This window comes from Acinetobacter sp. TTH0-4 (genome assembly GCF_015602665.1).
GTDB lineage: Bacteria > Pseudomonadota > Gammaproteobacteria > Pseudomonadales > Moraxellaceae > Acinetobacter > Acinetobacter albensis.
The window spans coordinates 926,841-953,505 of sequence record NZ_CP059079.1; the positions used below are offsets into that span (position 1 = coordinate 926,841).

Consider the following 26,665-nt stretch of genomic DNA (forward strand, 5'->3'; position numbering starts at 1 on the left):
CTAATTCAGCAGCAGTTTGAGGCAGATCAGATGATGAAGATTGAACATCTGTTTTAGACTGCGCTATCGTTTCTGAATCTGTGCGCTGTTCAGAATGCTCAGGCAGAGGAGAGGGCTGGTCTAACTGATTTTTTTGACCTGATATATCTTTAGACTCACCTTCTGATGAGCTATTTTTTATCTCTTGATCTGACTTATTTTGATCGTGGTTCATATTTTTCCCCAGCAAAAATTAACGAATATAGTCAGTTTGTGCTTGATTTACATAGCCTTGAAACTGGTCGATTGAACCGTGACTTTGTAATAACGTTGCAAGTGACATAATATATTTATAAGCATTTAAAGCCTGCTCACTTTCTAAAAATGCCAAAGTATTTTGAGCATCAATAACTTGGGTCGCTGTGCCCATATCCTCTTTAAAAGAAAGGGTTTGTATTCTTAAGTTTTCTTGTGCGGCTTTCATGTTTTGCTGTAGTAGCTGATGACTTCGTTGTGCAGTACTAATTTCGCTATATGATTTATAAATGATATTTTCTATTTCTTGCTTGGTTCGTTCAGTCAGAAGTTCAGATGCGTAACGTTGTAACTCAGCCGCCTGAATATTTTTATTCTTATCAACTCCTGAAAATAAGTTGTAACGCGCGACTACTCCGACAATCCAGTTTTGTTTTTCATCTAAACTATATTCGCCAAAAGCAAAAAGATTGGGTTTTTTAGCGGCACTTTGTACTTTAACATTGGCATTGGCAAGTTGGGTATCCATTTGCATTTTACGAATCAAAGCGGATTGTTCTTGATAGGTTTTAAGTAAACTATTTAAAGTTTGGTTTTGTGTTGAATTAATAAATAAAGGTGTACTCAAGTCTGTAATTTGACTGGTTTGTAGAAGATTATTCAATTGAAACAGGCTGGCTTTAAAATTACCTTCGGTGTTTTGATAAGCGCGTTCAGCATTATTTTGGGCCACTTCAAATTGCATACGTTGGCCTTTACTAATAAAACCTTGCTGTTCAAGTTTGATTGCATTGCGGTAATGTATTTGCATCGCATTAAAATGAGAACGATTTGATTGCAAGAGTTGCTGTTGTAACTGGGTGTTGAAATAAACTTGAATCATTTCAAAACGCTGTACATCTTGTTGTTGTTTACTGGTCAGTTGACTGCGCTTGGCTTGAATGTTAGCGACTTCTTTACTAGTTGAAGTCAGTCCACCTGTATAAAGTGGCATAAGTATTGAAACAGTCGGACGCACAACTTGATCTTCTAATATTACATTTGCAGAATCTGGAATTAATCCCACGCCATCATGTATAGGTTGTTTCAAACCTTCTTTTAATGGATCGGCAAAACCCTCCAAATTCAATTCATCAATTTTATTATTTACGCCATTGCTCAAGGACTGTTCTAGATTGTTTTTCAAAGCCCCAAGCGGAAGATCTACTTCATTATGAAAAGCATAGGCACGTACATTTAAATCGACACGAGGTAATCCTAGGCCTTTTAACGCTTCAGCTTGTAATTTTGACGCTTGCTGCAAAGCTTGATTGGCTTGTGTGCTATATGAATCAGTTGAAATAGATTGTTCAGCCTGACCATAACTTATACTTTGCGCAGATGCGAAAGTTGAATACATCAAGGCTGTAGAAATAAGCGTTTTTGATAAAAATGAAATGATTAAAAATCTTTGACTGGACGGATTAATTTTTTTTTGTGTCCATGTTAAATTCAGTAACATAGAGTTATCTCTCAACATCGTTGTAACAAATTATACATCGCTCTATCTGTGAATAGGTATCTTTCCTGAGATAGAAAATGGTGATTTATACATTTTATAAAGTATATATTTTATATTTGTATAAACCAATTTGCTTCAAGGTTTAATCGATCTTGAGTGAAATTTTGACTTTAAATGTCCGACAACATTGAAATATTTTCAGGATAATTTACTGCACGTCTCGGCTATCTGTGGTTAAATGCCGTTATTTTATTGTGTTCCCCTTTGAAAGGAAAAATCATGCGCGCGTACAATTTCTGTGCTGGTCCTGCTGCATTACCTACTGCCGTTTTAGAAAAAGCCCAAGCTGAAATGCTCGATTGGCATGGCAAGGGTCTTTCCATCATGGAAATGAGTCACCGTAGTAAAGATTATGTCGCGGTGGCAGAAAAAGCAGAAGCAGATTTACGCCAATTAATGAATATTCCAGAGAACTATAAAGTATTGTTCTTACAGGGTGGAGCTTCTCTACAATTCTCTGCCATTCCTTTAAATTTACTCGGTAAAAATACCAAAGCTGATTATATCCATACGGGAATTTGGTCTGAAAAAGCGTTAAAAGAAGCCAAGCGCTATGGCGATATTCATACTGTAGAAGCAGGTATAAGCATCGATGGTAAATTAGCGATTAGTGAACAAAGTCAGTGGAATTTATCGGATGATGCAGCTTACGTTCATTATGCCGATAATGAAACCATTGGTGGGTTACAATTTGCAGGAATTCCTGAGGTTGGTGCACCGTTAATTTCTGATTTATCTTCAAGCATTTTATCTGCCCCGATTGATGTAACTAAATTTGGTTTAATTTATGCAGGCGCGCAAAAGAATATTGGACCTGCTGGATTAACGTTGGTGATTGTTCGGGAAGATTTACTCGATCAAGCCAAACCTGAAATTCCAAGTATCTTGAAATATTCTGCTCAGGCAAAAAATGATTCAATGGTAAATACGCCGTCGACTTATGCTTGGTATTTATCTGGCTTGGTATTTGAATGGTTACTTGAGCAGGGTGGTGTAGATGCCATGCACAAGATTAATCTAGAAAAATCCAATCTTCTCTATGGTTATATTGATTCTAGCGAGTTTTATGCAAATCCAATCGCTGTTCCGAACCGTTCTATTATGAATGTGCCGTTTACTCTGGCAAATCCTGATCTGGAGAAATTATTCTTGAAAGAAGCCGAAGAAAATCATTTGTTAAATCTTGCAGGTCACCGTTCAGTCGGTGGTATGCGTGCAAGTATTTATAATGCTGTGCCTTTGGCAGGTGTACAATCTTTGGTTAGCTTTATGGATGATTTTGCAAAACGTAATGGTTAAATGGTCATTTAATCCATAAATTGAAATGTGTTGAATAATGTCAGTCAGTTAAAATTGGCTGACATTTTTTTAATTTTAATTCAGTATCTTAGCTATCAATAGGGCAACTTATTCGATGAGTAAGCTATATAGGTCTGAAAATTAAAAGTGGATTTTTTGATAAATTTCTTCTACTTCGAAATAAGTGAATAGATTTGATGATGAATCATCTAAGCAAATGCTTTTAAAGTTTAAGATGATATTTTTTCTTGTGATGTTTCAAGTCACATTTGACCTCTAATAAAGGAGTGGAATGACATTTTATAAGGGGATTTAAGGTCTTGGATATTGTAATAAAATTAGAGAATAAAGTGATGCAAAAGATAAGCCGACATAAACATGCCCAACACAAAAAATAGACATGAAATAGGGTCTAATTGGAAACGTTTAATGAGTTGATGTTCAACTTGCTGTATATTTTCTTCTTGCACGATTTTCATGGAAAACTCTATTCCGATTTATTTATCGTTAATTTATATTCCTAGCTTATCTTTTTACCATAAAGAATTGATGAAATAAAGTGCCAAATAAAAATAGGCAGTTAAAATCACCATTTTATAATAATGCATTTTTTTAAAACTAAAAAAATTGCTTATTTGAGTATTACTCTATGCAAAGTTTAAAACTGACAATATTAAATATGTTTTAACAGTAGAGTTGAAATCAAACAATAAAAACACATTTTTGAATTTAAGTTGTGGATAAGTTAGTTAAGTTAAATTCATAATATTAAATTATCAGAGATGAATTATAAATAAACATTAAAATAATAAAAAAAGAGCTGTTTCAAAAACAGCTTAATATAAAAACTGTCTGTTTATATTAAGCTGAGCGTCAAGATTAATTAATTTTTAGTATAAATATTGACCTGAATCCACAAATTTCCACGAATAAATTGGCCAATTTGAAATTTTTTATACGCTGCATTTTTAGTGGCAATTCGAATTAATGTGGCTGCTTGGTCTTCATCATGAATTAATGCGACATCATACAAGGTATAGTCTTGATCCATAAACTGCATGGAGGTTTTTCCAACAATATTACCTTGGAACCAAGCTTCATCTTCTTGCCCCATATTTTCGCCATACAGATAGGCCACCATTTTTGAAAAGTCGACGGTGACAGGTTCTTTATCATCATCGGATTTGGGTTCCCACGCCTCAATTTGTTCCTGCAAATTTGCTGGAGCAACACCATCATGAGCCGCTAAAATGTCATTTAAAGCACGGTGATGTTTAATTGAGGCAGGATCATCTACCACCAATTGCTCATGATCAGAAACAACTTCTAATTCATACGCCCAAGCGTTGAGCTGAGCCTGATAACTCTGGTCTTTTTCATAGTGTTCACGGTTAACGCTATATAATGTGTCAAAAGCGTAAACAATAGTATTTGAGCCTAGATTTAAGCGCAGTACCGCTTGGGAGTTAGAGGTGTTACAAATAATACGCTCAATACTTGCAGGTACTTTATAAGGACTTTCAAAACTTGGAAATGCGGTTTTGACCGATTGTGGTTTATTATTTGCAACAGCAACGACTTGGGTCATTTGTACTGGCGCTTTATGCGGGCCTTGGATCAACCAACTTGCTTGATCCATATCGCTTTCTGCCTGACACAAGCCCATAGGCATAACAGGAGCATCAAGGGCAAGACCCAACCATTTAGGCACTTCTGTACAGGGTTCATCGGTCAGTAAATTCCAATGTTCAACATGGCTGCCAAAGTTCTGATCGTCAATGGTGATCACTTCTGGTCTATTCTGATTTTTCATATTCACCATTAATATTAAATTGTATTTGTATATTAAATCGAGGGTTATTCTTAAATTTCAAGTCAGAAGCAGAAAATTAATCTGATCAAATATAAGAATTGAGGTAATTATGATGAAATGATCAAAAAAATTATGATTAATTTGAGCTAAAAACTCAATTGAGCAGAATTGAATATAAAAGTTGCACTCAATTAATCCATTTAAGCATCATATTATCATTTGGAATTTGTTAGACTAAGTCATCCTCATTTTTCGTTATGGAGGTCTTGTGCTGCCATTTAAACTTTGGGTAGATGCCGATGCATTGCCTAAAATTCTACGTGAAGTCATCCTGCGTGCTTCAGATCGTTATCAGTTAGAAGTCACTTTTGTGGCCAATCAAAATGTTGGTATTACGCCTTCCATTCGGATTAATTCCATTCAAGTGATGAGTGGGGCAGATGCAGCAGATCAAGAAATTATTGAGCGTATGAAAGAGAATGACATTGTGATGACACAGGATATTCCTTTGGCGGCTCAAGTGATTGAAAAGGGTGGCATCGCTATTCATCCTCGTGGGGAAATTTACACCACAGCCAATGTCAAAGCGCGTTTACATTTGCGAGATTTTATGGATTCTTTACGTGGGGCAGGCGTGAATACTGGGGGACCACCACCTCTTTCTGAACGGGATAAACGTGAGTTCTCAAGCGCACTGGATCAAACCATTCAAAAACAGAAACGTAAAACTGCCCTCTAAACCGAGCCTATAATGCCTTCTAAAGCAAATATTATTTTCACCTATGCCTTACTGGTCTTTATCTGGTCGACCACACCGTTAGCAATTGTGTGGAGTGTTTCAGATCTTCATTTGCTTTGGGCTTTAGTGTTGCGGTTTTTTATTGCACTTCCGTTGGCACTTGGTTTATTGGTGATTTTAAAAATAAAGCTTCCGACCAGTCGCTCAGCTTGGCACAGTTATTTAGCGGGTGCGATAGGCTTTATCGGTTCACAAATTTTCACTTATATTGCGACAGGTTATTTAAGCTCAGGCATCATTGCTTTAATGTTTGGTTTGGCACCTATTATGGCGGGTTTGATTGGACGTTTTGGTTTTCAGCAAAGTTTAAATCGAATGCAATGGCTAGGCATGCTGATCGCAGTAATTGGGCTGGCAATTATTTGTTTTGGGGGTGAAAACCACCATGTAAATCCAATTGGTATTGCGTTGATGTTAATCAGTGTATTTATATATGCACTGTCCATTTATTGGGTCAAAAAAGTCAATGCACAAGTTGAACCCATGGCGCAGGCAACGGGTTCTATAATGGTTTCAAGTGCGATAGCTTTATGTATTGTGCCGTTTATTTGGCAATATGCGCCGACTCATATTCCCAATATAAAATCATTAATGGCGCTGTTTTATACGGTTGTGATGGCGTCACTGTTGGCAATGTTCTGTTATTTTAAATTGGTACAAAATATTCAAGCCACAACATTATCGTTGACGACAGTCATGACACCTATTATTGCGTTACTGGTTGGCGCAATTTTAAACCATGAGGCTTTGTCAGTGATGGTTTTTGTTGGTGCATTTATTTTACTCTTTGGTTTATTTGTTTACTTTTATCGTGATCTTAAAACAAGTCGAAAACTGAATCAAAAAATCAAAAATCATATTTAAGTTTATTCATCTTTAGGTTTGCTTAAAGCGATACTTTCAGACAGTTTGACCCGATCTTGTGGATGCAAAGTAATAAAATAAGCACCAATACGGAATTTATTATTTTCTTCACGGCTATACGCCACCTGCGCTGTTGCCGCAATATGAAAGAAATTTTCAGGATGACTTAGAGTCACATGAACATATGTGCCTTCTTGAATTGGACGTTCATTAAAAAAACTAAATCCTGTCTCAGAAAAGTTAACATGCTCAGGAATGGGTAACATGGATTGTACAATTGCGTCGTACAAAGAACCTGTAATAAGGTTTAATTTTTGATTGAATAAGGATAGTATTCGAGCAATTTGTTGATCTCTTTGAGTTAATTGTTCTAATTCGTAGTTTACAGCATGATCAAATTGATCTAATTCTGCGAGTAGTAGAAAATAACGTGGCAACACAAAGTTTGAATCGTAAGGATCATTAAGTGCAACATCATCAGAAATAATCTGATAATTAATTCGTAAAGCAGCATCTATACGCGACATAACGCGGCGTTCTGTATTGTGATCTTGATGCTGTATATTTTCCATAATTATTCCTTGGACTTGATGGTATGTTTAAACCAATCTCGCTGTACATAGGGTTAAGATATACCCGCGCACGGCGTAGTAACCACTTTATTTCTTTTATTGCTTTGGTTTCTATGATCGGTCTCACCTTAGGTGTGGCTGTACTTATTACTGTTTTATCTGTAATGAATGGTTTTGACCGAGAGTTGAAAAACCGTGTCTTAGGAATGATACCTCAAGCTACTGTTTCCTCAACACAAATTTTAACAAATTGGCCAGAACTTGCAAAGAAAATTCAACAACACGAACATGTCAAAGGTGTAGCTCCCTTTACCCAATTGCAGGGAATGCTCACCGCACAAGGGCAAGTGGCTGGAATTATGATTTCAGGCATTGAACCTGAATATGAAAAAAACGTTTCCATTATTCAGAATCATATGGTCGAAGGAAGTATTGACCAGCTTAAAAAAGGTGAGTTTGGTATTGTTTTAGGTAAACAAATGACCGATTCACTTGGATTGGGTCTCAATGACAATATTACTTTGGTGCTTCCTGAGGCTACGCCATCACCTGCTGGTGTGGTACCACGTTTCAAGCGCTTTAAAATTGTGGGTATTTTTAGTATTGGTGCCGAAGTTGATTCGATGATGGGTTACATTGCCTTAAATGATGCTTCAACTTTGTTGCGGCTACCAGATGGGGCACAAGGCATTCGTTTAAAACTAGATGATATTTTCCGTGCGCCAGAAGTTGCTGATGATATTGTCAAAGATTTACCAAGTAATTTTTATGCGTCGAATTGGACATTCACACATGGCAATCTGTTCAGTGCGATTCAGATGGAAAAAGCCATGGTGAGCTTGCTTTTATTCCTGATTGTTTTAGTCGCTGCTTTTAATATTGTGTCATCGCTTGTGATGGTGGTCACTGATAAAAAATCGGATATTGCAATTTTACGGACTTTAGGTGCTTCACCATCCACCATTACTCGAATCTTTATGGTACAAGGAACGATTATTGGGGTGATAGGAACAGTTTCTGGCGCTATTTTGGGTATTATTTTTGCTTCTAGCATCAGTGGCTTTATTGGCTGGTTAAACAGTGCTTTTGGGTTAAATTTATTCGATGCGTATTTTATCAATTACTTACCGTCTTATTTACGTTGGCAAGATGTCGTGATCATTGTGTGTCTATCATTACTGTTAAGTTTCCTTGCAACGATTTATCCTGCTTTTCGCGCTGCGAAAACTCAACCTGCAGAGGCTTTACGTTATGAGTAATATTGTCCTCGAAGCCAAAAATATTTCGAAAAGTTTTACTGATGGTAAAACCACGGTAGAAGTAATTAAGAATTTATCCTTACAAGTCAAAGCGGGTGAATTCGTTTCTATTGTTGGTTCGAGTGGTTCAGGTAAAAGTACCTTGTTGCATGTATTGGGTGGTTTAGATGGCCCAACAGAAGGGCAAGTCTTTTTGAACGAGCAGCGTTTTGATATTTTGGGCGAAGCTGAACGTGGCTATTTACGTAATCAGCACCTTGGTTTTGTTTATCAGTTCCATCATCTGCTACCTGAATTTACTGCCTTAGAAAATGTGGCTATGCCGCTGATGTTACGTGCAGGTACGACGTATAAACAATCGAAGGAACAGGCAGAATACTTGCTCAATCGGGTTGGATTGTCACATCGTATGACCCATAAACCAGGTGAACTATCAGGTGGTGAGCGTCAGCGTGTAGCTTTGGCACGCGCTTTGGTGGCGAAACCTGAACTGATGCTGGCAGATGAACCTACGGGTAACTTAGATCGTAAAACGGCTGTGAAGATTTTTGAGCTTTTGAGCGAATTACGCAGCGAGTTCAATATGGCGATGTTGATTGTTACGCATGATGAGCAACTGGCGCAGGCTGGGGATTCAATCTTACATATGCAAGATGGTGTCTGGATTGATGCTTAGACATTGATCGATAAATTAAAAAAATGATTGAAGCTCACCTTGGTGGGCTTTAATATTGCAGCAAATAAAATAGTTTATAAAAATAATGATTCAATTTATATGTGTCGGTTGGATAATCGGTATTGCAACAATGGGGCGAAGTTTTCCTACACTAGAGTTATTGCTGCTGCCCAGTATTTTTCTTTTGATTCTCGCTTTAATTTTACAACTGACTATTTTTAAAAAAGTTCACTCTTTGTGGTTTAAATTTTTTCAATTTGTTTTAGCATTTATTTTTAGTCTCACTTTGGGTGCACATTTTGCAGCGCTTCAACTGAATGAGCGGTTGCAATTTCGAGAAAAAATGCCTGACCAGACCGAAATTATTGTTCATATCAAAACCTTGAATCAATTGAGTGATCAATCGATTCAACAAAAAGTTCATGTGTTGAATCGGCATAGTGAAGTTGTGCAATGGCAAACATTTCAAAAAAATGAAGCAGCATTGAATGTTCAACCCAAACTTGAACTGGGGCATTACTATCGTATGCAAGGTCAAACGCGACCTGCTCACAGTTATGCCACTCAAGGTGCATTTGACCAAGAAAAATGGTATATCCAGCAAAATATTATGTCAGGTTTTAAAGTTGTAACCGTGCAAGAACTCTCCGAGCAAGATATTTATCGTTTAGGATATAGCCGTTATCTGAGAGCTCAGCATGGTTATCTTCAGCAGATTAAACTTGGCATAGAACGACAGCGTTTGGCCTTAAGAAATTTTATTGATCAGCAACCATTACGACATAAAGGACTGCTGTTAGCCTTGTTAACAGGTGATCAAAGTTTACTTCACACTGATACCGAAAATTTATTTCAACGTTTTGGGATGAGTCATTTATTGGCAATCTCTGGGCCACATGTACTGATTTTTGCTTTATTATTCTGTTGGGCGACGCATCATTTAATTTGTCGTTATTGGCCTGATCTTTATTTAACATGGCCAAAGCAATATCTGTTGATTGTGCCATTTTGTATCTGTGTTTTGTTCTATTGTGCCTTTGTTGGATTTGAAATTCCAGCGCTAAGAACATTACTGAGTTGCTTATTAATCACTACATTCATTCTATTAAAACAAAAAATTCAACCGCTCAGTATTTTGCTATTGAGTGCCTCTATCTTATTAATTTTTGATCCATTCAGTATTTTATCCGCAGCTTTTTGGTTGTCATATGGTGCATGTTTTGTACTATTAAGAATTTATCAAACTGTACAGCAGCAAAGCCGCACGGCTGAGGTAAAAAGGAAGACGCAAACACTCAAAATACAACTGAAAATATTAATCGAAGCCCAATGGAAAATATTTTTAGCCTTATTTCCTTTAATGATTATTTTCTTTAAACAAATTGCGTGGATTACGCCTTTGAGTAATCTGTTTGCTATTCCGTGGATTAGCGTAGTGATTGTGCCTTTGGATATTCTTGCATCACTGGGTTATTTTATTTTTGAGCCTTTGGGGAGTATTATTTTTCAGATCAATGATTTATGTATCGCTATCTTACTCATGTTTATGCAGATTTTAGATCATGTTTTTTCACCAACATTACAGCCTGTTGCAATGAATTTTTGGGTATTACTGAGCATGTGCTTAGGTTTGATTATCCTATTTTTACCCCGTGGTATTGTTCCTAAAACATGGTCTATCTTATGTTTTTTACCATTCATTCTGATAGATTCGACGAAAAATGGGTTTGAATTGTCTGTGCTTGATGTCGGTCAAGGACAAGCTATTTTTATTCGTGATCAAGCACAAACTTTAATGGTAGATACAGGTGGGAATTATGATGAAACTAAATTTAGTGTCGGTAAGCAAATCATTCTGCCATTTTTGTCCGTTAAAGGGGTAAGCGAGTTAAATCAACTGATTTTGACTCATTTAGACCAAGATCATAGCGGTGCATATGAAACCATTAAACAAGATTTAAAGGTTCAACAGGTCTATTCCAATGAACAGATCGACGTAGCAGAGTCAAGCCAGTTTAATTATTGTCATCAAGGGCAGGAGTGGTATTGGCAAAATAATGAAATTATAATGACAGTTTTATCGCCAAGCAAAGAACATTTGGCAAATGCGAAACATGAAAAAAATGAATATTCCTGCGTGCTTTATTTACAAGTAAAAAATGCTCAACCCTATCAAAATTTTCTGTTAATGGGCGATGCGGGATGGCAAACTGAATATAACATTTTACAAGATTATCCTGATTTAAAGGTTGATGTGCTCTTGCTTGGACATCATGGAAGTCGGCATAGTTCTGCCTATGCTTTCTTAAAACAATTAAATCCGAAAATTGCTATTGCATCCGCAGGTTTTACGAACCGTTACGGGCATCCAAGTGTCATACTTGAAGCACGTTTAAAAGCTTTGAATATTCCTTTAATTACGACGATAGAAAAAGGCAGTATTCATTTCTCAAAGCATCAAAATAAGATGTTGATTGAATTTGAACGTGATACAAGGCACTGGTTAAAGCGTTAAAGGGTCTTTTTATCAAGAGCTTTAGCTCGAAGTTCAGCAACTTTCTCTAAGGCTTCTGTTGTACTTAAATGATACACATTGTGTAATTCTGGATTCGCTTTAAAGCGTTTGTAACTCCAGTGATAATGTTCAGGGTAACGACGAATCAAGTTTTCAAGGGCTTTAAAAATAACCGCTGTACCATCATTGGCATTGCCTTGATAAATAGATTCATCTAAAGGTTCAATATACAGATCAAAACCTTGTTCTTCATTGCGCATTGCATATAAAAATAAAGACTTCGCTTTGGTCTTTTGAATCAGTTTCGCACTTAAGTTGCTGGTCGCTAAAGGGATCCCAAAATACGGAATCATTTCTCCGCCCAGATTGGGCGTATGATCTGGCAAAATGACAGTGGTTCCGCCTTGTTTTAAAGCTTTAAAAATTTGTCTCACGCCAGATTCATCCGTAGGCACCAAATGGGCTTTTTCTCGACTACGTGCTTCACGAACAAATTGATTGGTGCCTGGATTTTTAACAGGTTTATAAAGAATAGTCATTTCGGTAAATTGGGAAAGATAAGCATTCATAATTTCCCAAGTGCCAAAATGAGGAATAACCAACACTAAGCCCTTTTGGCCTTGAATAGCATCGAAAAGCAAATGCTCGCCTTGGATAGAATGAATACGGGCAATATTTTTTTTATTGGTTGAACCCCAAATACTAAAAAATTCAAAATATGAGGTCAATTCATTGCGAATTGCTTCTTGAATAATTCTTTCATTTTGCTCATCAGTAAGTTCTGGTAATGCAATTCGAAGATTAAGGCGAATTGTTGCTGATGTTTTTGATATTTTAAGCACATTAACTAAACCCGCCAAACCTCGAGCAATAAATCTTGAAATTTGAATCGGTTGTCGACTTACAAATTTGAGTAAGCGATATGCTGCATTAGGTGAAGTATGATCAGTCATTACCCATCGTCAATCTAGAAAAAAGCCAAAAAGAAAAAATATTATAGGGGAAATTATATTGTTTAAACAGATTTGTGTGATTCAATGTATATAATGAGATCAATTTAACTCATCATTGGATTCTTTTCCATGTCCGATTGGCCACCAAAACCAGAAAATGACCATCAGAACAGACAACATAACACGTCAAATACCACTGGCAAAGAATGGCAGATTTTAGAAAAAGCTGTTTTAGCTTCTGTTCAAGAGCAGCGTCGTGCCCGTCGTTGGGGAATCTTCTTTAAATTTCTGACTTTTGCTTATATCTTGTTTGTTTTAGTTTTACTTGGCAAAAGTTGCAGTATGGCAAATTCAGACCCGACTGCAGCCGCTGGTTCACATCTTGCAGTAGTGGATATTATTGGAACGATTGCTGCAGATAAGCAAAGTGTCAACAGTACCGATACTGTCAAAGCATTAAAGAAAGCCTTTGAAAATAAGCAAAGCAAGGCTGTGGTTTTAAATATTAATTCGCCAGGTGGTTCACCTGTTCAGTCAGATGAAATTTGGCAGGAAATTCAATATTTGAAAAAAAATCATACTGATAAAAAACTCTATGCTGTAATTGGTGATACTGGTGCTTCAGGTGCTTATTATATTGCCTCTGCCGCTGATGAGATTATTGTTAATCCTTCAAGTTTGGTCGGCTCAATCGGGGTTATTATGCCAAACTATGGGGTAAATGGTTTAATGCAGAAACTGGGTGTTGAAGACCGCACTATGACTTCAGGTGAGAATAAAGCCTTACTGTCTATGACTCAACCTGTTGATGCTGCACAAAAAGCACATGTACAAGGCGTATTAGATAACGTTCATGATCATTTTATTAATGCTGTAAAACAGGGCCGTGGTAAAAAGCTCAAATCACAAGATCCAGCCATATTCTCAGGTTTGTTCTGGACAGGTGAGCAAGCGGTGAAATTGGGAATTGCCGATCGTACAGGAAGTTTAAACACGCTTAAACGTGAGTTAAATGTACAAAAAGCGGTTAATTACACCATCGAATATAGTCCATTCGATTCCGTGCTGGGTCGTGTAGGAAGTTCAATCGGTCAAGGTTTTGCGAGCTCACTTTCTCAGCAGGTTCAATCAGAACAAAAGATAAATTTACAATGAAGCCAATTATCCATTTTGCGCATGCCAATGGTGTGCCTTCAAAAGTATATCAAAAGTTATTTGATTTACTTAAAGACGAATATGACGTGATTTATCTACCACTTATTGGGCCAGATAAACGTTATCCCATCAGCAATCACTGGACCTATCTCGTTGATCAAGTCATCGATAGTATTGTAAGGCAAGCAAAAGGCCGTCCAGTGATCGGTTTAGGCCATTCATTAGGCTCTGTGCTGACATTGATGGCATCTTATCAACGCCCTGAATTATTTTCACAAGTGATTATGCTGGATCCACCTTTGATCTTGGGTAAAAACTCTTTCGCATTTCATTTGGCCAAACTGTTTAAACCGAAATTGGTCGATCAAATGACACCAGCAGGTTTATCAGCACGACGCCGTGACCATTGGGAGTCACGTGAACAAGCAGCTGAACTTTTGCGTTCTAAAGGCTTTTATAAGGATTTTGATCAAGACTGTTTCGATGCTTATATTGAACATGCTTTAACGGATGACCAGGTCACGGGTGGTGTGACACTCACCATTCCTAAAGCAGATGAAGTCGCTATTTTTCGGAATAATCCTTCGTTGTGGTGGTTACCTATGCCGAAGCCAAAAATGCCAGTGCATTTGGTGGTGGGGGAGCAAAGTGTATTCCTTAAAAGAGGTTTTCCTCAAATTGCCAAGAAGAAATTGGCAATTCCTTTTACGATAACTCCAGGTGGGCATATGTTCCCATTAGAGCTTCCTGTTGAAGTTGTGACATTGGTAAAAACGCTGATTCAATCACAAGCCAAACAATAAGTAGGGTTATAAAATTTATGATAAAAAAACGCATCCAAGGATGCGTTTTTTTATTCAATCAAATTTAATTTAAAACGTACAGAATTGAACAGGTTTAGACAGTGGTTGACCCCGATATAACACACCTTGTTCAGTATGTTGAATGGTTTGTGTGCAAATCCACTCTACCACTTGTGGGTAAATGATGTGTTCAAGAACATGTACACGATTTGCCAGTGTTTTAGCATCATCATGTACATTCACTTGAATTAAACCCTGAGCTAATGCTTGACCTGCATCTAATTCAGCAGTCACGTAATGCACAGTACAGCCATGCAAAACATCACCTGTGTTTAAAACGCGTTGATGTGTATGCATACCTTTATAATATGGCAAAAGAGAAGGGTGAATATTCAGCATTTTCCCTTCCCACGCCTGCACAAACTTAGCACTTAAAATCCGCATAAAGCCTGCAAGAATCACTAAATCAACATCCCATTCGAGCAATTGTTGATGCATGACATCATCAAAAGTTTCACGGTTAGGATATTGTTTGTGTTCAATGACCGCAGTTTGAATGTGAGCATGTTCCGCACGTTTTAATGCATAAACTTCAGGTTTATTAGAAATAACTCCCACAATTTTCCCTGAAAGATTGGCATCGATCAGGGCTTGTAAGTTACTTCCACTGCCTGAAACAAGGACAGCAATTTTAATCATGCGAGATACTTAAGCAAATATAACGCGAATTTTTTCGTCAGCACCTGCCACAGATTCAGCATTATCAACAATGTGACCCATGTTCCATGCTTTTTCACCAAGCTTCGTCAGTAATTCAACTGTTTTTTCAGCATCTGCAGTATCAACTGCAATCACCATGCCTACGCCACAGTTAAAGGTACGATACATTTCAAACTGTTCAACTCCGCCTTCGCGTTGCAGCAGTTTAAATAATTCTGGCCATTCCCAAGAAGATTCATTGACAATTGCTTGAGCACCGTCTGGAAGTACACGAGGTAAGTTACCTGGTAAACCGCCACCTGTAATGTGCGCCATCGCATGTACATCAACTTCTTTGCAAAGTTGTAGTAACGATTTAACATAAATACGTGTAGGCTCCATTGCGACATCGGCAAGTGGACGACCATCGACAATTTGAGTTAAATCTACATTTTTCACATCAATAATTTTGCGAAGTAAAGAGTAACCGTTTGAATGGGCGCCACTTGATGCCACACCAATTAAAACATCACCTGATTTTACTTTGGTGCCATCAATAATTTTGCTTTGCTCAACGACACCTACACAGAAACCAGCAAGATCGTAATCTTCACCTTCATACATGCCTGGCATTTCTGCAGTTTCACCACCGACCAACGCACAGCCTGCAAGCTCACAACCTTTACCAATACCTGTCACAACATTTGCAGCCACATCAACATTAAGATGACCCGTTGCATAATAATCGAGGAAAAATAATGGTTCTGCGCCACAGACCAAAAGATCGTTTACACACATTGCAACCAAATCTTGACCAATTGTGTCATGACGGTTTAAGTTCAATGCTAAACGTAATTTTGTACCTACACCATCTGTGCCAGATACTAAAACAGGTTCTTCATAACCTTTCGGAATTTTACAAAGAGCGCCAAAGCCACCTAATCCGCCCATAACTTCAGGACGTGAGGTGCGTTTAGCGACAGATTTGATACGGTCAACAAGCGCATCACCTGCTTCAATGTCGACGCCTGCATCTTTATAGCTTAAACCAGTGTTTGGGGAAGTTGAGTTGCTCATTATGAAGTCTCCGCATTCGCGCCGCGATTATACCTGAATATACGAAATTCTTATGCTATTTATGCGCCAAAATGCTATCTTTATTGAAATATTTTAATTTCTAAAATGAATAAACCAAAAAAAGGCCAGAATCTATGGTTGATCGCACCTTGCGTCGTATTTTTATACTTTCAGGAATTGCATTAATCCTTTGGATTTTGTATTTGCTCAAGCCTGTAGTCTTGCCGTTTATTGCGGCATTCTTAGTTGCTTATTTATTCAGTCCTTTAGTCGATAAGTTGCATAAAATAGGGTTACCACGCTGGTTGGCAATTGGTATTGTTTTTATCGGAATTGGCGTTCTTGTTACTTTAGCCATTTGGTATGTTGTGCCGTTGGTTTGGCAGCAATTAATGTATGCACGTGACAGTATTCCTGCCGGTATACATTGGATAAATTACACTTTTTTACCTTGGATATCGCAAACTTTTAATGTCGAAGCCATGGAAATTGATACTGAACAAATGTCCAGTGTGGTGATGCAATATATTCAGACCAATTATAGTGCTGACAGCATTCAAACCGTCTTATTGCGAGTGGCTCAATCAGGTTTGAATTTTATTCAAATTGGTGGGGTTGTTGTTCTTATTCCGATTATTGCATTCTACTTCTTGCTAGATTGGGATCGTATGCTTGAAAGTTTACGCCGCCTTATTCCGCGTTCGTATGAAAAAAGTACCTTAAGTATTGTGGGTGAATGTCATAGTGTATTGGGTGCATTTGTAAAAGGACAATTTTTAGTCATGTTCCTTTTGGGCATTGTATATGCAGTGGGTTTGCAATTGATCGGATTGGAAGTTGGTTTGATCATTGGCATGATTGCAGGGCTTGCCAGTATTATTCCTTATCTCGGATTTGGTGTGGGCATTATTGCTGCTGTGATTGCAACATTATTTCAGTTTGGCTTAGATTGGACGCATTTGGCTTTGGTTCTAGGTGTTTTTCTGATTGGTCAGGCGATTGAAGGTTATGTTTTGCAGCCCTTCTTATTGGGAGATAAAATTGGTCTATCTCCAGTAGCCGTGGTTTTTGCTGTACTGGCAGGTGCACAATTGGCAGGATTTTTAGGAATGTTAATTGCATTGCCTGTTGCCGCTGTGATTGTAGTTCTACTTCGCCATGCACGTGATTATTATGAAAGAAGTCGATTATATGATCCTTCGATGGTCATTATTCAAGGGACTTCATCTGGTCGTGTGAGTGTAGAATCTGAACAGGTCGATGTAGATGTAAAGATTAAAACTGATCCTTTAAAAAATCTGCAAGATACTGAAAAAAACAGTAAGATTGAAATAATCGAAAATAAAAAACCTTAAGGTCAAGATTCATATATGCGTCAATTGCAGTTAGATATAGAACCTCAGCTTGATGCCCGAATTGGTGACTTTTCGGGTCCGAGTTGGGGACATGTAATTGATGCAGTTCGACAGCTGCATGCAGGTTTAATGAACCGATTTTATGTCTATGGTGGTGCAGGTTCTGGTAAAAGTCACTTACTTTCAGCCATCTGTGATTCTTATTTAGATGTCGGGAAGTCTGCAATTAAAGTCTCTTTGCTTGAATTACTGGATGCACCCACCGAAGCCATTACTTCTCTAGATCGATATGATTTAGTTGCTTTAGATGATATTGAAGCCATCAGTGGTGTTCCACATTGGCAAAAAGCAGTATTTCATCTGATTAATTACAACAATGAAGGGGGCGGTCAGTTGGTTTTCTCTTCGCGAGTAGCCCCGATAGAATTGAAGCTTGAACTTCCAGACTTACAATCACGATTAACTCAAGCTGTGAGCGTTAAAGTTCCAACTGGAAGCTTATATGCAGATCGTTTGGCTTTGGTGAATTCAGTATTGATGCGTCGAGGTATTCATATTGATCAGCAAATTATTGACTATTTACTGAATCAAGGGCCTCATCAAACCTCTATTTTATTACAGACTTTAGAACAATTGGTTCAACTGCTCAAAGGTGAGAAAACTAAAATCAGTCATGCCAATTTAAGACAAATTTATGCTTTGATCGATGAATATCGGTAAAGCATAAAAAAAGTTGAGAAATCGTTCAAGCTGTGACAAAGTACAGCAAAATAGTTCGAGGTTGCAAGGAATGTGCAACTTAAGAAAAAAAATATAGAGAAAGAATACAAGGAGAAGGTTATGCTCAAACGGAGCATAGGCATAAGTATGTTATGTCTTGCAGGACATGCTTATAGTGCTGATATCGTCGTTACAACGACTGAAGATGTCGGAGCAGAAAGTCAGGAGTGTTCATTGCGTAAAGCGATTGAGTACGTGAATAAAGGTTTACCTGAAGCTGGGTATTCTGGTTGTGGTGGAAAAGAATCTAGTTCAACCATCGTGCTAAAAAAACAATTAATTTATAAGTTAAACAGTCATATTAACATTACTGCTGCACTGAGTTTAAAAACCATTGATGATACAGCCGAGGGCGAAAAACCTGAAGCGGGTATCAATAATGCTATCGTTCAAATGACAGCCAAAGATAATATATTTCGAATTGACGATAAAAAAGATGGGGTAATTTCAGTTAACCTTATTGAAGTGAATTTGCTGGGTTGTAACCAGTCAGTTTGTGCCGAGAAGGGTGGGCTGATTTATAACAATGAACTCTTGTTTTTGGATCATGTAAAATTATCTGGTGGCGTTGCGACTCAAGGTGGTGCTATCTATAATATGGCTACACTTCCAAATAAAGAAACGACAGTTCGAAGTCTCGTTGAAATGAGATTTAGCTTAATCGAAAAAAATAAAGCGGCTCAAGGAGCTATCCTTTATAGTCAAGTGCCTCAATTTAGAATATACAATTCAGTTCTTCGTGAAAATGAAACGACTTTGGCCAATAGTGCTAACGTTTATTCTGCGAATACTCTAGATCCCGCAACAATTTCTGCTTTCCCTTCAATGTCATTTAGAATTGCAAATAGTACTTTTTATAAAAATAAAGGGTTTATTGTCAATGTTCGGGATGGTATGGGGTTAAATAATCTTACCGTGGTTGGAAATAGTGCGGGTATTCAATTTAATGCACCTGCAGAAAAAGCTTATTTGGCTAATAGTATTGTTTTAGGGAATCCGTATCCTGTAAATCAAGATAATAACTGTAGTTTTACGGCTGGAGACAAAAGCTTTAATCAAAACAATTTGGTTACAAGTAGCTGTACCACTGGAGATATCAATTATCCCAATGATATTTGGAATGGAACTCAACTCATCGCAGGCGAGAGTATAGACGGAAAATGTAAATCACTCAGTGCAGATAAAAACAGTTTATTGTGTCCATATTTTCAATCAGAAAATACTTTTTTAGGTTACTTCCGTCCACGTATTTTAATGAGCTATCAGTATCTATCAGATTCACTCATTATTAATAAAGGGCGTGAGCAGCGTGAAGAAGAGAAAAAATTAATCGGATGTGAATTTGCAGATCAGCGTAGTCAAAGTCGTGATCTTGATAATTCTTTTTGTGATCGAGGTGCAATAGAAATTATTGTACCTCCAACTGCTGGTTTAGTCGGTAAAGATTTATTGATTGGTGAGATAGCAGAAATTTCGGTCGTTGAAAAACTCAGCGATAGTGATTTGGTTCCAAAAGAAGAATGTAATGCAATATTAGGTGAAAATCCTACAGGTGAAGCTTGGCAGTCAGGGTGTATGCAGGTGGTACAACTTCAAACACCTTCTAAGGGTAAACTGACCATTGATGAAGAAGGAAACTTGGTCTATAAACCACAAGGTGCATGGCATGGCGCAGATTTATTTAAAATTCGTTTGGTAACATCCTCTACACGCTTAAATAAAAATAGACCGTACTTGGAAGTGAATGTAAATGTTGTGCAATCACCTAAAAATGAAATGGAAAGTAGCAGTGTAAAAACCTCAGGTGGAGCAACAGGATTATTCGGATTATTGACCTTATTAGGTTTAATCGGATTACGTCGATATAAAAAATAGTTAGGGATAGTCGATGAAAAATTATAAAAAGGGATTGCTGTGCGTCATGGTATTGTCTGCTATGTCATTAATGGCTGCAGAGGATAAAACGCTTTACGTTAATACTTTTGATGATGAAGATGGTGAAAATTTAAATAAATGCTCATTAAGAGAAGCCATTAAAACAGCTCAGATGAATAAAGCTTACGGTGGTTGTGGAGCAGGTAATACGAGTCTGGGACAAGGTGATAGAATTCAACTTGAAGAAGGCGAATATATTCTTAAAAGTGAATTGAGACCTGCTTCTCAGATTACTATTTCTGGAAAACTACCCGTTGATTATTCAAGTAAAGATGTATTGACCAATGAATATCCTGCGACTGTGAAATTGAAAACTAAAATCAGTGCACAAGGTAATTCAAGAATTTTCAATACTTTAGATAGTCAGTCAGTACTTGGTCTTGAATATATTTCATTGGAAAATGGGAAATCGACTGGTGGAGGTGGAGCATTACTGCTTGGGGGGCCTTTAAATTTAAGTCATAGTGCAATCTTAAATTCTAAATCGGACCAAGAAGGTGGTGCAATTTATTTCGTTGCACAAAACACGGAAAAGAAAATTGATATTCGTTATACGCTTATTGAAGGGAATGATGCTAAGCGGGGTAGTGTCATTGCGATGGACTGTGAAGCAAACTTACTCAATACGCAACCGACCTTAAGTATTATTAATAGTAGTATTGTCAAAAATGGATCACCTACCAGCTTAAGTACAATTGATATTTGTGGTAATCCAAAAGTAAGCTTAAGTGCAAATACTATTGCGCAAAATGTAGCAAATAGTACAAATGGTCATATTATTTACGCAGTGAATGGAATAAATCATAAATTAAGTTCAGCTTATGTTTTTACTGCATTCAGTAATACCATCGTAGAGAATAATGCTTTTAGTACTTTTTATTATGACAATAACGGTATAATTGGTTTAAGTTTTAATATTCTGGCCTATAACCAAGGAAAGTCTTGTCGCTATGCCTTAAATAATGGCAATGTAAAAGATGTTGAGTTGCCACTGGTGGCTTCACAAAATGCACTTCAACTTAATGCGGGAGTGGGGCAATGTGATTTACCGGAAAAGGCGACCAGTAATTCTGATAATTCAAATAAAAATAAAGATTTAAGTGGCATAAGTCTCGCGACAGTTTTATCCCCTTTACAGACAGCTTCAAAATATAATTTATTTTTGCCAATGTATTATCCTAAAGATAATCAGAATGATACAGATTTAGTTAATATTGGCGATGTAAAAGGATGTAGCGAAATTGATCAGCGAGGTGTAACACGCGTAACTGAAGAAACGTTGATGTTAAATCCAACACTGAAAAATACATGTGATATCGGTTCAATTGAATTAATGCGGTTAACTGCAACTGATGTAAGCGATTTGAAGAATCAGTCTTATGCTACTTTAATAGAGAATTATCAAAAAAATATTGATGTGTTAAAGGAATATCTGGCTAATCCTGAAAACAATCAAGATTATATTGAAAAAGATAAAGAAGACTTAAAAGCATTTGAAGACTTGCTAAAATATACGAAGCAGTATGCTCAGTATCGTCCTATCTATGTTGATCCATTTGCGCTGGCTTTGCCAACAGAAGAACTTGTTTCTACTGACATGAATGGTCCCACTCAATTAAGAGCGTTAAATACCAGTAATTATAATGTTTCGACTCGTGTATATGGGGTAGGTGCATTTATTGAAAAGAATGGTGCATTTGAGTTTGTCGGTAAGGAAGATCCTAATTTAAAATGCGAATGGAAAGCTGATTTAAAACGCATCATCATTTATCGTTTAGATGGTAAGGCAGATTTATTGGAAGGTTCAGGATATTGCTCTTATACCCTTACTTCTAATAAAGTTGGAGATTCATCCACTTCTTCTGGAATATTAGGGGTAAGTTTTTCAAACACGGCTCCAATTGCAAAAAATGATACTTATTCTATTACTCCAAGCTCAAATACGGTCATCAGTGTCAATCCATTAACCAATGATAGCGATGATGGTGATGGTGTCACGACACATTTAAATGTACCCTATATTGGCAAATTTTATAAAAATGCGGATGGAGTTGAGTTACCTATAAAATTGGGGCCTATGCCTCCTGGTTTAACAGTTACAGCAGACCGCAGTGGACCATGTCCGGGTAATAATATTAAAGATACATGCTATGGTGGACAGCTGCGGTTCGAAGTTAAAAATAGCTTTAGTCAGTTTGATTATGAAATTAAATATACTATTTTTGATGCAGAAGGCTTAATTTCGAATGAAGCCACTATTGATTTAATCAATACGGTAAAAAATACCAATTCAACTGCTTCAGGTGGCGGCGGTAGTGTCGGCCTATGGAGTATTCTGGGGCTAATCGGGCTTGGTCTGTATAGAAGTCGTAGAAAATACGTATAAATTCAATAATTTAAATGCCTCACTTGTGAGGCATTTTTTATGAATGATTTTTATAAAATTGAATGAGCGCAGTAAGATTTGAGAATGCTAATCTAGTATATTTTCAAATCCATCAAAAAATTCTGCTCGCTTTCGATGAAAACGAAAATTATTAAAATGTCATTTTTACTATATTTTAAGCATAAATTTTGTTTGGGGAATAATTTCTAGAATTAGAAACTGTGGGTCATATCTTTTTAAAATTAATGACTTAAAGATTTTGGTGCTAAATATTTGTCCATATATTCAGCCCGAATAGCGGGTCTCTCTTCGGGGCTGGCTTCTTGCATACGTAAACCCAAATCTTTACGCTCCTGACTACTCATTTGTTGCCAAGTCTCGCGCATTTTCTGTTTTTCTTGTTCAGGGAGTTGAGTAAACCAATCCATACGCTGATGTAAAGCAGTGCCTTGGGCTTTAGGGAGCTCTTTTAAGGATTGATAACGTTGAATGAGTGCACGTTGTTCAGCCTCAGAAAGAGTTTCCCATGTTTCAGCAACTTGTGTATTCGCATCTTTAGAAAAAATCCAAAAACGTTCAAAACCCGCGAAACTAGTTTGCAAAAATCCGAGTGCACAAAAAGCAAAGACTAATCTTTTAGCTGCCATGTGAAGCATTATCCTCACCTAGAACCATTAACATTTCCAAATCTTCAACCATCTGTGGTGAAAGTTTCGGAGTGATAATAACTTGATTTTGTGGCTTATCTGCAATATCCATTGCATTTGGAAATATCATAAATCCTGTAATGGCCGCAGCAAGTGCAAAACCAGACATTTTCCAAAGACCATAGCGAGATGTCTCTCTGTTTTGAATTTTTTCAATCACCTGCGTCATCACCACAGGTTTATTTTGGTGATGCTGTGCAAGTCCATCAAGTTTGGATGTAAGTTTTTTTAAGAAATCATCTTGTTTCATTCGGATGACCCTCCACCATATGGGTTTAAATGTGCTAAAGAAGTTCTAAGACCTTGAATAGCACGGTGATAATGTGTTTTTACACTACCTTCACTACATTGCATAATTTCTGCAGTCGTATGGGTATCAAAACCTTCCCAAGCTCGGAGCATAAAAGCTTGTTGTTGCCGTACAGGAAGTTGGCCAATCGCATCTTGTATTTCTTCGGCAGTGACTGCTTGATCAAGAAAATCGAATGGATTCAGAGTATTTTCATCAACAATCTCGTTGAGTTCAATGTCGTCGTCATCAAGATTAATCTTTTTAAAAAAAGAGAAAGGTTGAGCACGACGTGCTTCCTTTCTACGCCAATCTTGTAGTTTGTGGTTTAAAATGGTGTAAAACAGGGGGTACCATTCGGTAGTTGATTTTTCTGCATATGATTTATGTAGGGAAATAAATGCTTCTTGCACTAAATCCATCGCTATACCATGTTGGCCTTGTGTTGCACTTTCCATCATGACTAAGGCCCGTCCAGTCACATCTTGCATAAAAACTTTTAAGCGTTGTTCTGCCGTACTCTTTAGAATACTCAAGTTTTCCGATTCAGACTGTTTGGGTGCTAAATCCATAGAGATGGAAAATCCTGTCATTGGATACCCACCATTATTTCCACATTCATGCACATATAACGTTGGAAATAATGGTTTGGTTGACACAAAATTTATTATTTTTCTAGTGTAATCTATTTTAAACCTTCACAACGGCTGTTTAAAATAAAGTAACGAAAGAAATGGATTATAAGCGCTGACGTACCATTTCAAAGAAACAGATCGAACCTGCAATAGCCACATTTAATGATTCTTGTCCGCCCGGTTGCGGAATTGAGACAGCTTCTGCATGTTTTAATGCATAATTAGATGCACCTTGGCCTTCGTTGCCTAAGATCCAGACACATTGTTTTCTTAAATTTTTAGAATAAACACTTTCAGATTGATGTGAACTGGTCACATAGACAGGAATCGTGAATTTTTCTAACAAATCTTCAAGCGCAATATTTTCATAAGTTTGCAATGAAAAATGAGCACCCATACCTGCACGAAGCACGCGCGGTGACCAAATAGAAGCTGAACCTTTAGTACAGACCACTTGTTCAATACCTGCTGCGGCAGCAGAACGTAATAGTGTTCCGACATTGCCTGGGTCTTGAATATTATCCAGAATAAGAGTGTCTTCTTTAAAATTTAAGGCTTGATTTGAACTGGGTAAATCAACAATCGCAAGACACGCTAAAGAAGTTCCGAGTGTACTAATATCATTGTATAAAGATTCACTGAGTACAAATACATTACCCTCATACATCGATACAATTTTTTCTAAATCAGGATGGCTATAAGCAACTTCAGTAGTAAAAATGGAATGAATGCTACGGTTTTGTTCTAACCAAGCAAGGCTTAAATGTGTGCCTTCTAATACTGTTTGACGATTCTTTTTTCGAAATGAACTTTGTTCAATTAAACCCCGTAGGTGTTTAATCTTAGGATTATCTTTAGATTCAAGAAAAAAAGCTGGCATATGAAAATATCCATGGAGGTAAGCATGTTTACTTACTTCCATTGTTTAAATTAATGGTGATAGTGACTGACTAATTCGACTTCATTTTTTGAACCGATAATAACAGGCACACGTTGATGCATTTCGGTAGGTTGAATATCAAGAATACGAACACGGCCTGTCGTAGATGCTCCACCGGCTTGTTCGATGAGCATACTCATTGGGTTTGCTTCGTACATTAGGCGTAGACGACCCGCTTTTTGTGGATCTTTGGTGTCATATGGATATAAGAAAATACCACTACGACAAAGAATACGATGGATATCACCGACCATACATGCCACCCAACGCATATTAAAATCTTTAGCACGTACTGATGTTTTACCGTCTTGAAGTTCGCCAATATAGCGTTTTACAGGTGCTTCCCAGTGACGTTGATTTGATGCATTAATGGCATATTCCTGTGTATCAGCTGCCACTTGAACTTGGTCAGAAGTGAGTAAAAATGCTTGAGTCTCTGGATCAAAAGTAAAAAATAGAGTGCCCGCACCGACAGTCAGTGCCATCATTGTTGAAGGACCATATAATACATAACCAGCAGCAACTTGTTCGGTTCCTGCTTGCATAAAGTCTTCAGCTTGAGTCACCGCATTTTTTGCTGAAAGAATAGAAAAAATTGTGCCTACACACATATTAATATCGATGTTGCTTGAACCATCAAGTGGATCGAACAAAACCAGATATTTACCATTTTCTTGTGCAGGCGTGAATTCGTCTAATTCTTCTGATGCCAAACCACCGACTTGAGGATGAACTTTTAACGCATCAATTAAATAATCATTTGAGATGACATCGAGTTTCTTTTGAGTTTCACCTTGTACATTTTCATGTTCTGCACTACCTAATACCCCAGCTAAAGCACCTTGTTGCAACAATTGATCAATTGTTTTGCAGGTATTTGCAATTGTTTCAATCACTTGTGCAAGTTCAGGTGTCAAATTCCCTGTTTTTTGTTCTAAAAATTGGGAAAGGGTGAGGTGCGACATGATGGGAAAACTCCAATAAAAACTGATAAAAAATTATCAAAACACTATGGGAGGTCATTTTAGATGAGAACGCAGCAAAAGAACAATTAAACTCGATTATTTGTCGCGATTTTACGCTTGTAAGTTCTGTGGAAGGTGCTATGTTGATATGAAGAGAGAATATTGCAGAGCGTGATAGGAGCACAAGGATGACAACGCAAAGGTTCGATGCGACGCCAACGCCAAATGAAGCGATGAGCTTAGATGAGATTTCTACTGAAAATGTAAAAGAAGCATGGAAAGATTATGAGGCTAAACCTGAATACAAAAAATTCAATAAACATGACCTTATAGAATCTATGCAGATATCTTCAGAAGAAACAGAACAATCTGAGAAAATATAAACGAAAAAAAG

25 protein-coding genes are annotated in these 26,665 nt (G+C 37.3%); 13 read left to right on the top strand and 12 right to left on the bottom strand.

The features are described 5' to 3' along the window. Positions 1 to 232 precede the first annotated feature (232 nt). Positions 233 to 1,633 (bottom strand): TolC family protein, encoded by a 1,401-nt coding sequence (locus H0S58_RS04270; RefSeq protein ID WP_227592269.1) that lies wholly within the window; start codon positions 1,631 to 1,633, stop codon positions 233 to 235. A 381-nt stretch (positions 1,634 to 2,014) separates the two neighbouring features. Between H0S58_RS04270 and serC the strand changes: the two genes are divergently transcribed. Next, positions 2,015 to 3,094: a 3-phosphoserine/phosphohydroxythreonine transaminase gene (gene serC, locus H0S58_RS04275; protein ID WP_092719901.1), complete on the top strand. Its 1,080-nt coding sequence runs from the start codon at positions 2,015 to 2,017 to the stop codon at positions 3,092 to 3,094. Between the two features lie 338 nt (positions 3,095 to 3,432). On the opposite strand, the gene H0S58_RS04280 is transcribed toward serC, so the two are convergent. Both H0S58_RS04280 and H0S58_RS04285 read right to left on the bottom strand, forming a co-directional pair. Beyond that, positions 3,433 to 3,573: a hypothetical protein gene (locus H0S58_RS04280; protein ID WP_171250307.1), complete on the bottom strand. Its 141-nt coding sequence runs from the start codon at positions 3,571 to 3,573 to the stop codon at positions 3,433 to 3,435. Between the two features lie 404 nt (positions 3,574 to 3,977). Further along, complete coding sequence (locus H0S58_RS04285; protein WP_195727251.1) at positions 3,978 to 4,907, bottom strand: hypothetical protein; 930 nt, start codon at positions 4,905 to 4,907, stop codon at positions 3,978 to 3,980. A 268-nt stretch (positions 4,908 to 5,175) separates the two neighbouring features. Between H0S58_RS04285 and H0S58_RS04290 the strand changes: the two genes are divergently transcribed. Beyond that, positions 5,176 to 5,646, top strand: coding sequence for a YaiI/YqxD family protein (locus H0S58_RS04290; RefSeq protein ID WP_053578347.1), 471 nt, complete (start codon positions 5,176 to 5,178; stop codon positions 5,644 to 5,646). A 12-nt stretch (positions 5,647 to 5,658) separates the two neighbouring features. Next, complete coding sequence (locus H0S58_RS04295; RefSeq protein WP_195727252.1) at positions 5,659 to 6,570, top strand: DMT family transporter; 912 nt, start codon at positions 5,659 to 5,661, stop codon at positions 6,568 to 6,570. 2 nt (positions 6,571 to 6,572) lie between these two features. Here H0S58_RS04295 and H0S58_RS04300 read toward each other — a convergent pair whose 3' ends face one another. After that, complete coding sequence (locus H0S58_RS04300) at positions 6,573 to 7,142, bottom strand: PilZ domain-containing protein (RefSeq protein WP_053578345.1); 570 nt, start codon at positions 7,140 to 7,142, stop codon at positions 6,573 to 6,575. Between the two features lie 23 nt (positions 7,143 to 7,165). Here H0S58_RS04300 and H0S58_RS04305 point away from each other — a divergent pair, with 23 nt between their 5' ends. The 3 genes from H0S58_RS04305 to H0S58_RS04315 all read left to right on the top strand — a co-directional run bounded on the left by H0S58_RS04305 (position 7,166) and on the right by H0S58_RS04315 (position 11,592). Beyond that, complete coding sequence (locus tag H0S58_RS04305) at positions 7,166 to 8,401, top strand: lipoprotein-releasing ABC transporter permease subunit (RefSeq protein WP_053578344.1); 1,236 nt, start codon at positions 7,166 to 7,168, stop codon at positions 8,399 to 8,401. Beyond that, complete coding sequence (gene lolD, locus H0S58_RS04310) at positions 8,394 to 9,077, top strand: lipoprotein-releasing ABC transporter ATP-binding protein LolD (protein WP_053578343.1); 684 nt, start codon at positions 8,394 to 8,396, stop codon at positions 9,075 to 9,077. The genes H0S58_RS04305 and lolD overlap by 8 nt, the downstream gene beginning before the upstream one ends. Before the next feature lie 85 nt (positions 9,078 to 9,162). Next, positions 9,163 to 11,592, top strand: a complete 2,430-nt coding sequence (locus H0S58_RS04315; protein WP_195727253.1) for a DNA internalization-related competence protein ComEC/Rec2 — start codon at positions 9,163 to 9,165, stop codon at positions 11,590 to 11,592. Here the strand turns inward: H0S58_RS04315 and H0S58_RS04320 are convergent. After that, positions 11,589 to 12,545 (bottom strand): lysophospholipid acyltransferase family protein, encoded by a 957-nt coding sequence (locus tag H0S58_RS04320; protein ID WP_195727254.1) that lies wholly within the window; start codon positions 12,543 to 12,545, stop codon positions 11,589 to 11,591. The genes H0S58_RS04315 and H0S58_RS04320 overlap by 4 nt on opposite strands. Positions 12,546 to 12,674: 129 nt before the next feature. Between H0S58_RS04320 and sppA the strand changes: the two genes are divergently transcribed. After that, positions 12,675 to 13,700 (top strand): signal peptide peptidase SppA, encoded by a 1,026-nt coding sequence (gene sppA, locus H0S58_RS04325; protein ID WP_193893176.1) that lies wholly within the window; start codon positions 12,675 to 12,677, stop codon positions 13,698 to 13,700. Then, the gene (locus H0S58_RS04330) at positions 13,697 to 14,503 is read left to right on the top strand and encodes an alpha/beta fold hydrolase (protein ID WP_195727255.1); all 807 of its coding nucleotides are present in this window, start codon (positions 13,697 to 13,699) and stop codon (positions 14,501 to 14,503) included. Before sppA ends, H0S58_RS04330 begins: the two co-directional genes overlap by 4 nt. Before the next feature lie 69 nt (positions 14,504 to 14,572). Here H0S58_RS04330 and purN read toward each other — a convergent pair whose 3' ends face one another. Both purN and purM read right to left on the bottom strand, forming a co-directional pair. Further along, the gene (gene purN, locus H0S58_RS04335) at positions 14,573 to 15,202 is read right to left on the bottom strand and encodes a phosphoribosylglycinamide formyltransferase (protein ID WP_053578338.1); all 630 of its coding nucleotides are present in this window, start codon (positions 15,200 to 15,202) and stop codon (positions 14,573 to 14,575) included. Positions 15,203 to 15,211: 9 nt separating this feature from the next. Next, positions 15,212 to 16,279, bottom strand: a complete 1,068-nt coding sequence (gene purM, locus H0S58_RS04340; RefSeq protein ID WP_195727256.1) for a phosphoribosylformylglycinamidine cyclo-ligase — start codon at positions 16,277 to 16,279, stop codon at positions 15,212 to 15,214. Between the two features lie 134 nt (positions 16,280 to 16,413). On the opposite strand from purM, the gene cxpE reads away from it, so the two are divergent. From cxpE to H0S58_RS04360, 4 genes are all read left to right on the top strand, one after another. Next, the gene (cxpE, locus tag H0S58_RS04345) at positions 16,414 to 17,634 is read left to right on the top strand and encodes a chloramphenicol efflux transporter CxpE (protein WP_195727257.1); all 1,221 of its coding nucleotides are present in this window, start codon (positions 16,414 to 16,416) and stop codon (positions 17,632 to 17,634) included. A 15-nt stretch (positions 17,635 to 17,649) separates the two neighbouring features. Continuing rightward, complete coding sequence (gene hda / locus H0S58_RS04350) at positions 17,650 to 18,354, top strand: DnaA regulatory inactivator Hda (RefSeq protein WP_053578335.1); 705 nt, start codon at positions 17,650 to 17,652, stop codon at positions 18,352 to 18,354. Positions 18,355 to 18,474: 120 nt separating this feature from the next. Further along, positions 18,475 to 20,289: a rhombotarget A gene (gene rbtA, locus H0S58_RS04355; RefSeq protein WP_195727258.1), complete on the top strand. Its 1,815-nt coding sequence runs from the start codon at positions 18,475 to 18,477 to the stop codon at positions 20,287 to 20,289. A 13-nt stretch (positions 20,290 to 20,302) separates the two neighbouring features. Then, the gene (locus tag H0S58_RS04360) at positions 20,303 to 22,735 is read left to right on the top strand and encodes a CSLREA domain-containing protein (protein ID WP_092719877.1); all 2,433 of its coding nucleotides are present in this window, start codon (positions 20,303 to 20,305) and stop codon (positions 22,733 to 22,735) included. 242 nt (positions 22,736 to 22,977) lie between these two features. On the opposite strand, the gene H0S58_RS04365 is transcribed toward H0S58_RS04360, so the two are convergent. The 5 genes from H0S58_RS04365 to H0S58_RS04385 form a co-directional block, all read right to left on the bottom strand. Next, entirely contained in the window at positions 22,978 to 23,382 is a 405-nt protein-coding gene (locus H0S58_RS04365) for a DUF3106 domain-containing protein (protein ID WP_053578332.1), read from the bottom strand. Continuing rightward, the gene (locus tag H0S58_RS04370) at positions 23,372 to 23,692 is read right to left on the bottom strand and encodes a hypothetical protein (RefSeq protein ID WP_053578331.1); all 321 of its coding nucleotides are present in this window, start codon (positions 23,690 to 23,692) and stop codon (positions 23,372 to 23,374) included. The genes H0S58_RS04365 and H0S58_RS04370 overlap by 11 nt, the downstream gene beginning before the upstream one ends. After that, the gene (locus H0S58_RS04375) at positions 23,689 to 24,303 is read right to left on the bottom strand and encodes an RNA polymerase sigma factor (RefSeq protein ID WP_053578330.1); all 615 of its coding nucleotides are present in this window, start codon (positions 24,301 to 24,303) and stop codon (positions 23,689 to 23,691) included. The genes H0S58_RS04370 and H0S58_RS04375 overlap by 4 nt, the downstream gene beginning before the upstream one ends. A 166-nt stretch (positions 24,304 to 24,469) precedes the next feature. Then, positions 24,470 to 25,246, bottom strand: coding sequence for a TrmH family RNA methyltransferase (locus tag H0S58_RS04380; protein WP_053578329.1), 777 nt, complete (start codon positions 25,244 to 25,246; stop codon positions 24,470 to 24,472). A gap of 50 nt (positions 25,247 to 25,296) precedes the next feature. Further along, positions 25,297 to 26,271, bottom strand: coding sequence for a class 1 fructose-bisphosphatase (locus H0S58_RS04385; protein WP_195727259.1), 975 nt, complete (start codon positions 26,269 to 26,271; stop codon positions 25,297 to 25,299). 188 nt (positions 26,272 to 26,459) lie between these two features. On the opposite strand from H0S58_RS04385, the gene H0S58_RS04390 reads away from it, so the two are divergent. Then, a complete protein-coding gene (locus H0S58_RS04390) occupies positions 26,460 to 26,654 on the top strand; it encodes an NF038105 family protein (protein WP_195727260.1) in 195 nt (64 codons plus the stop codon). The last annotated feature ends 11 nt before the right edge of the window (positions 26,655 to 26,665 follow it).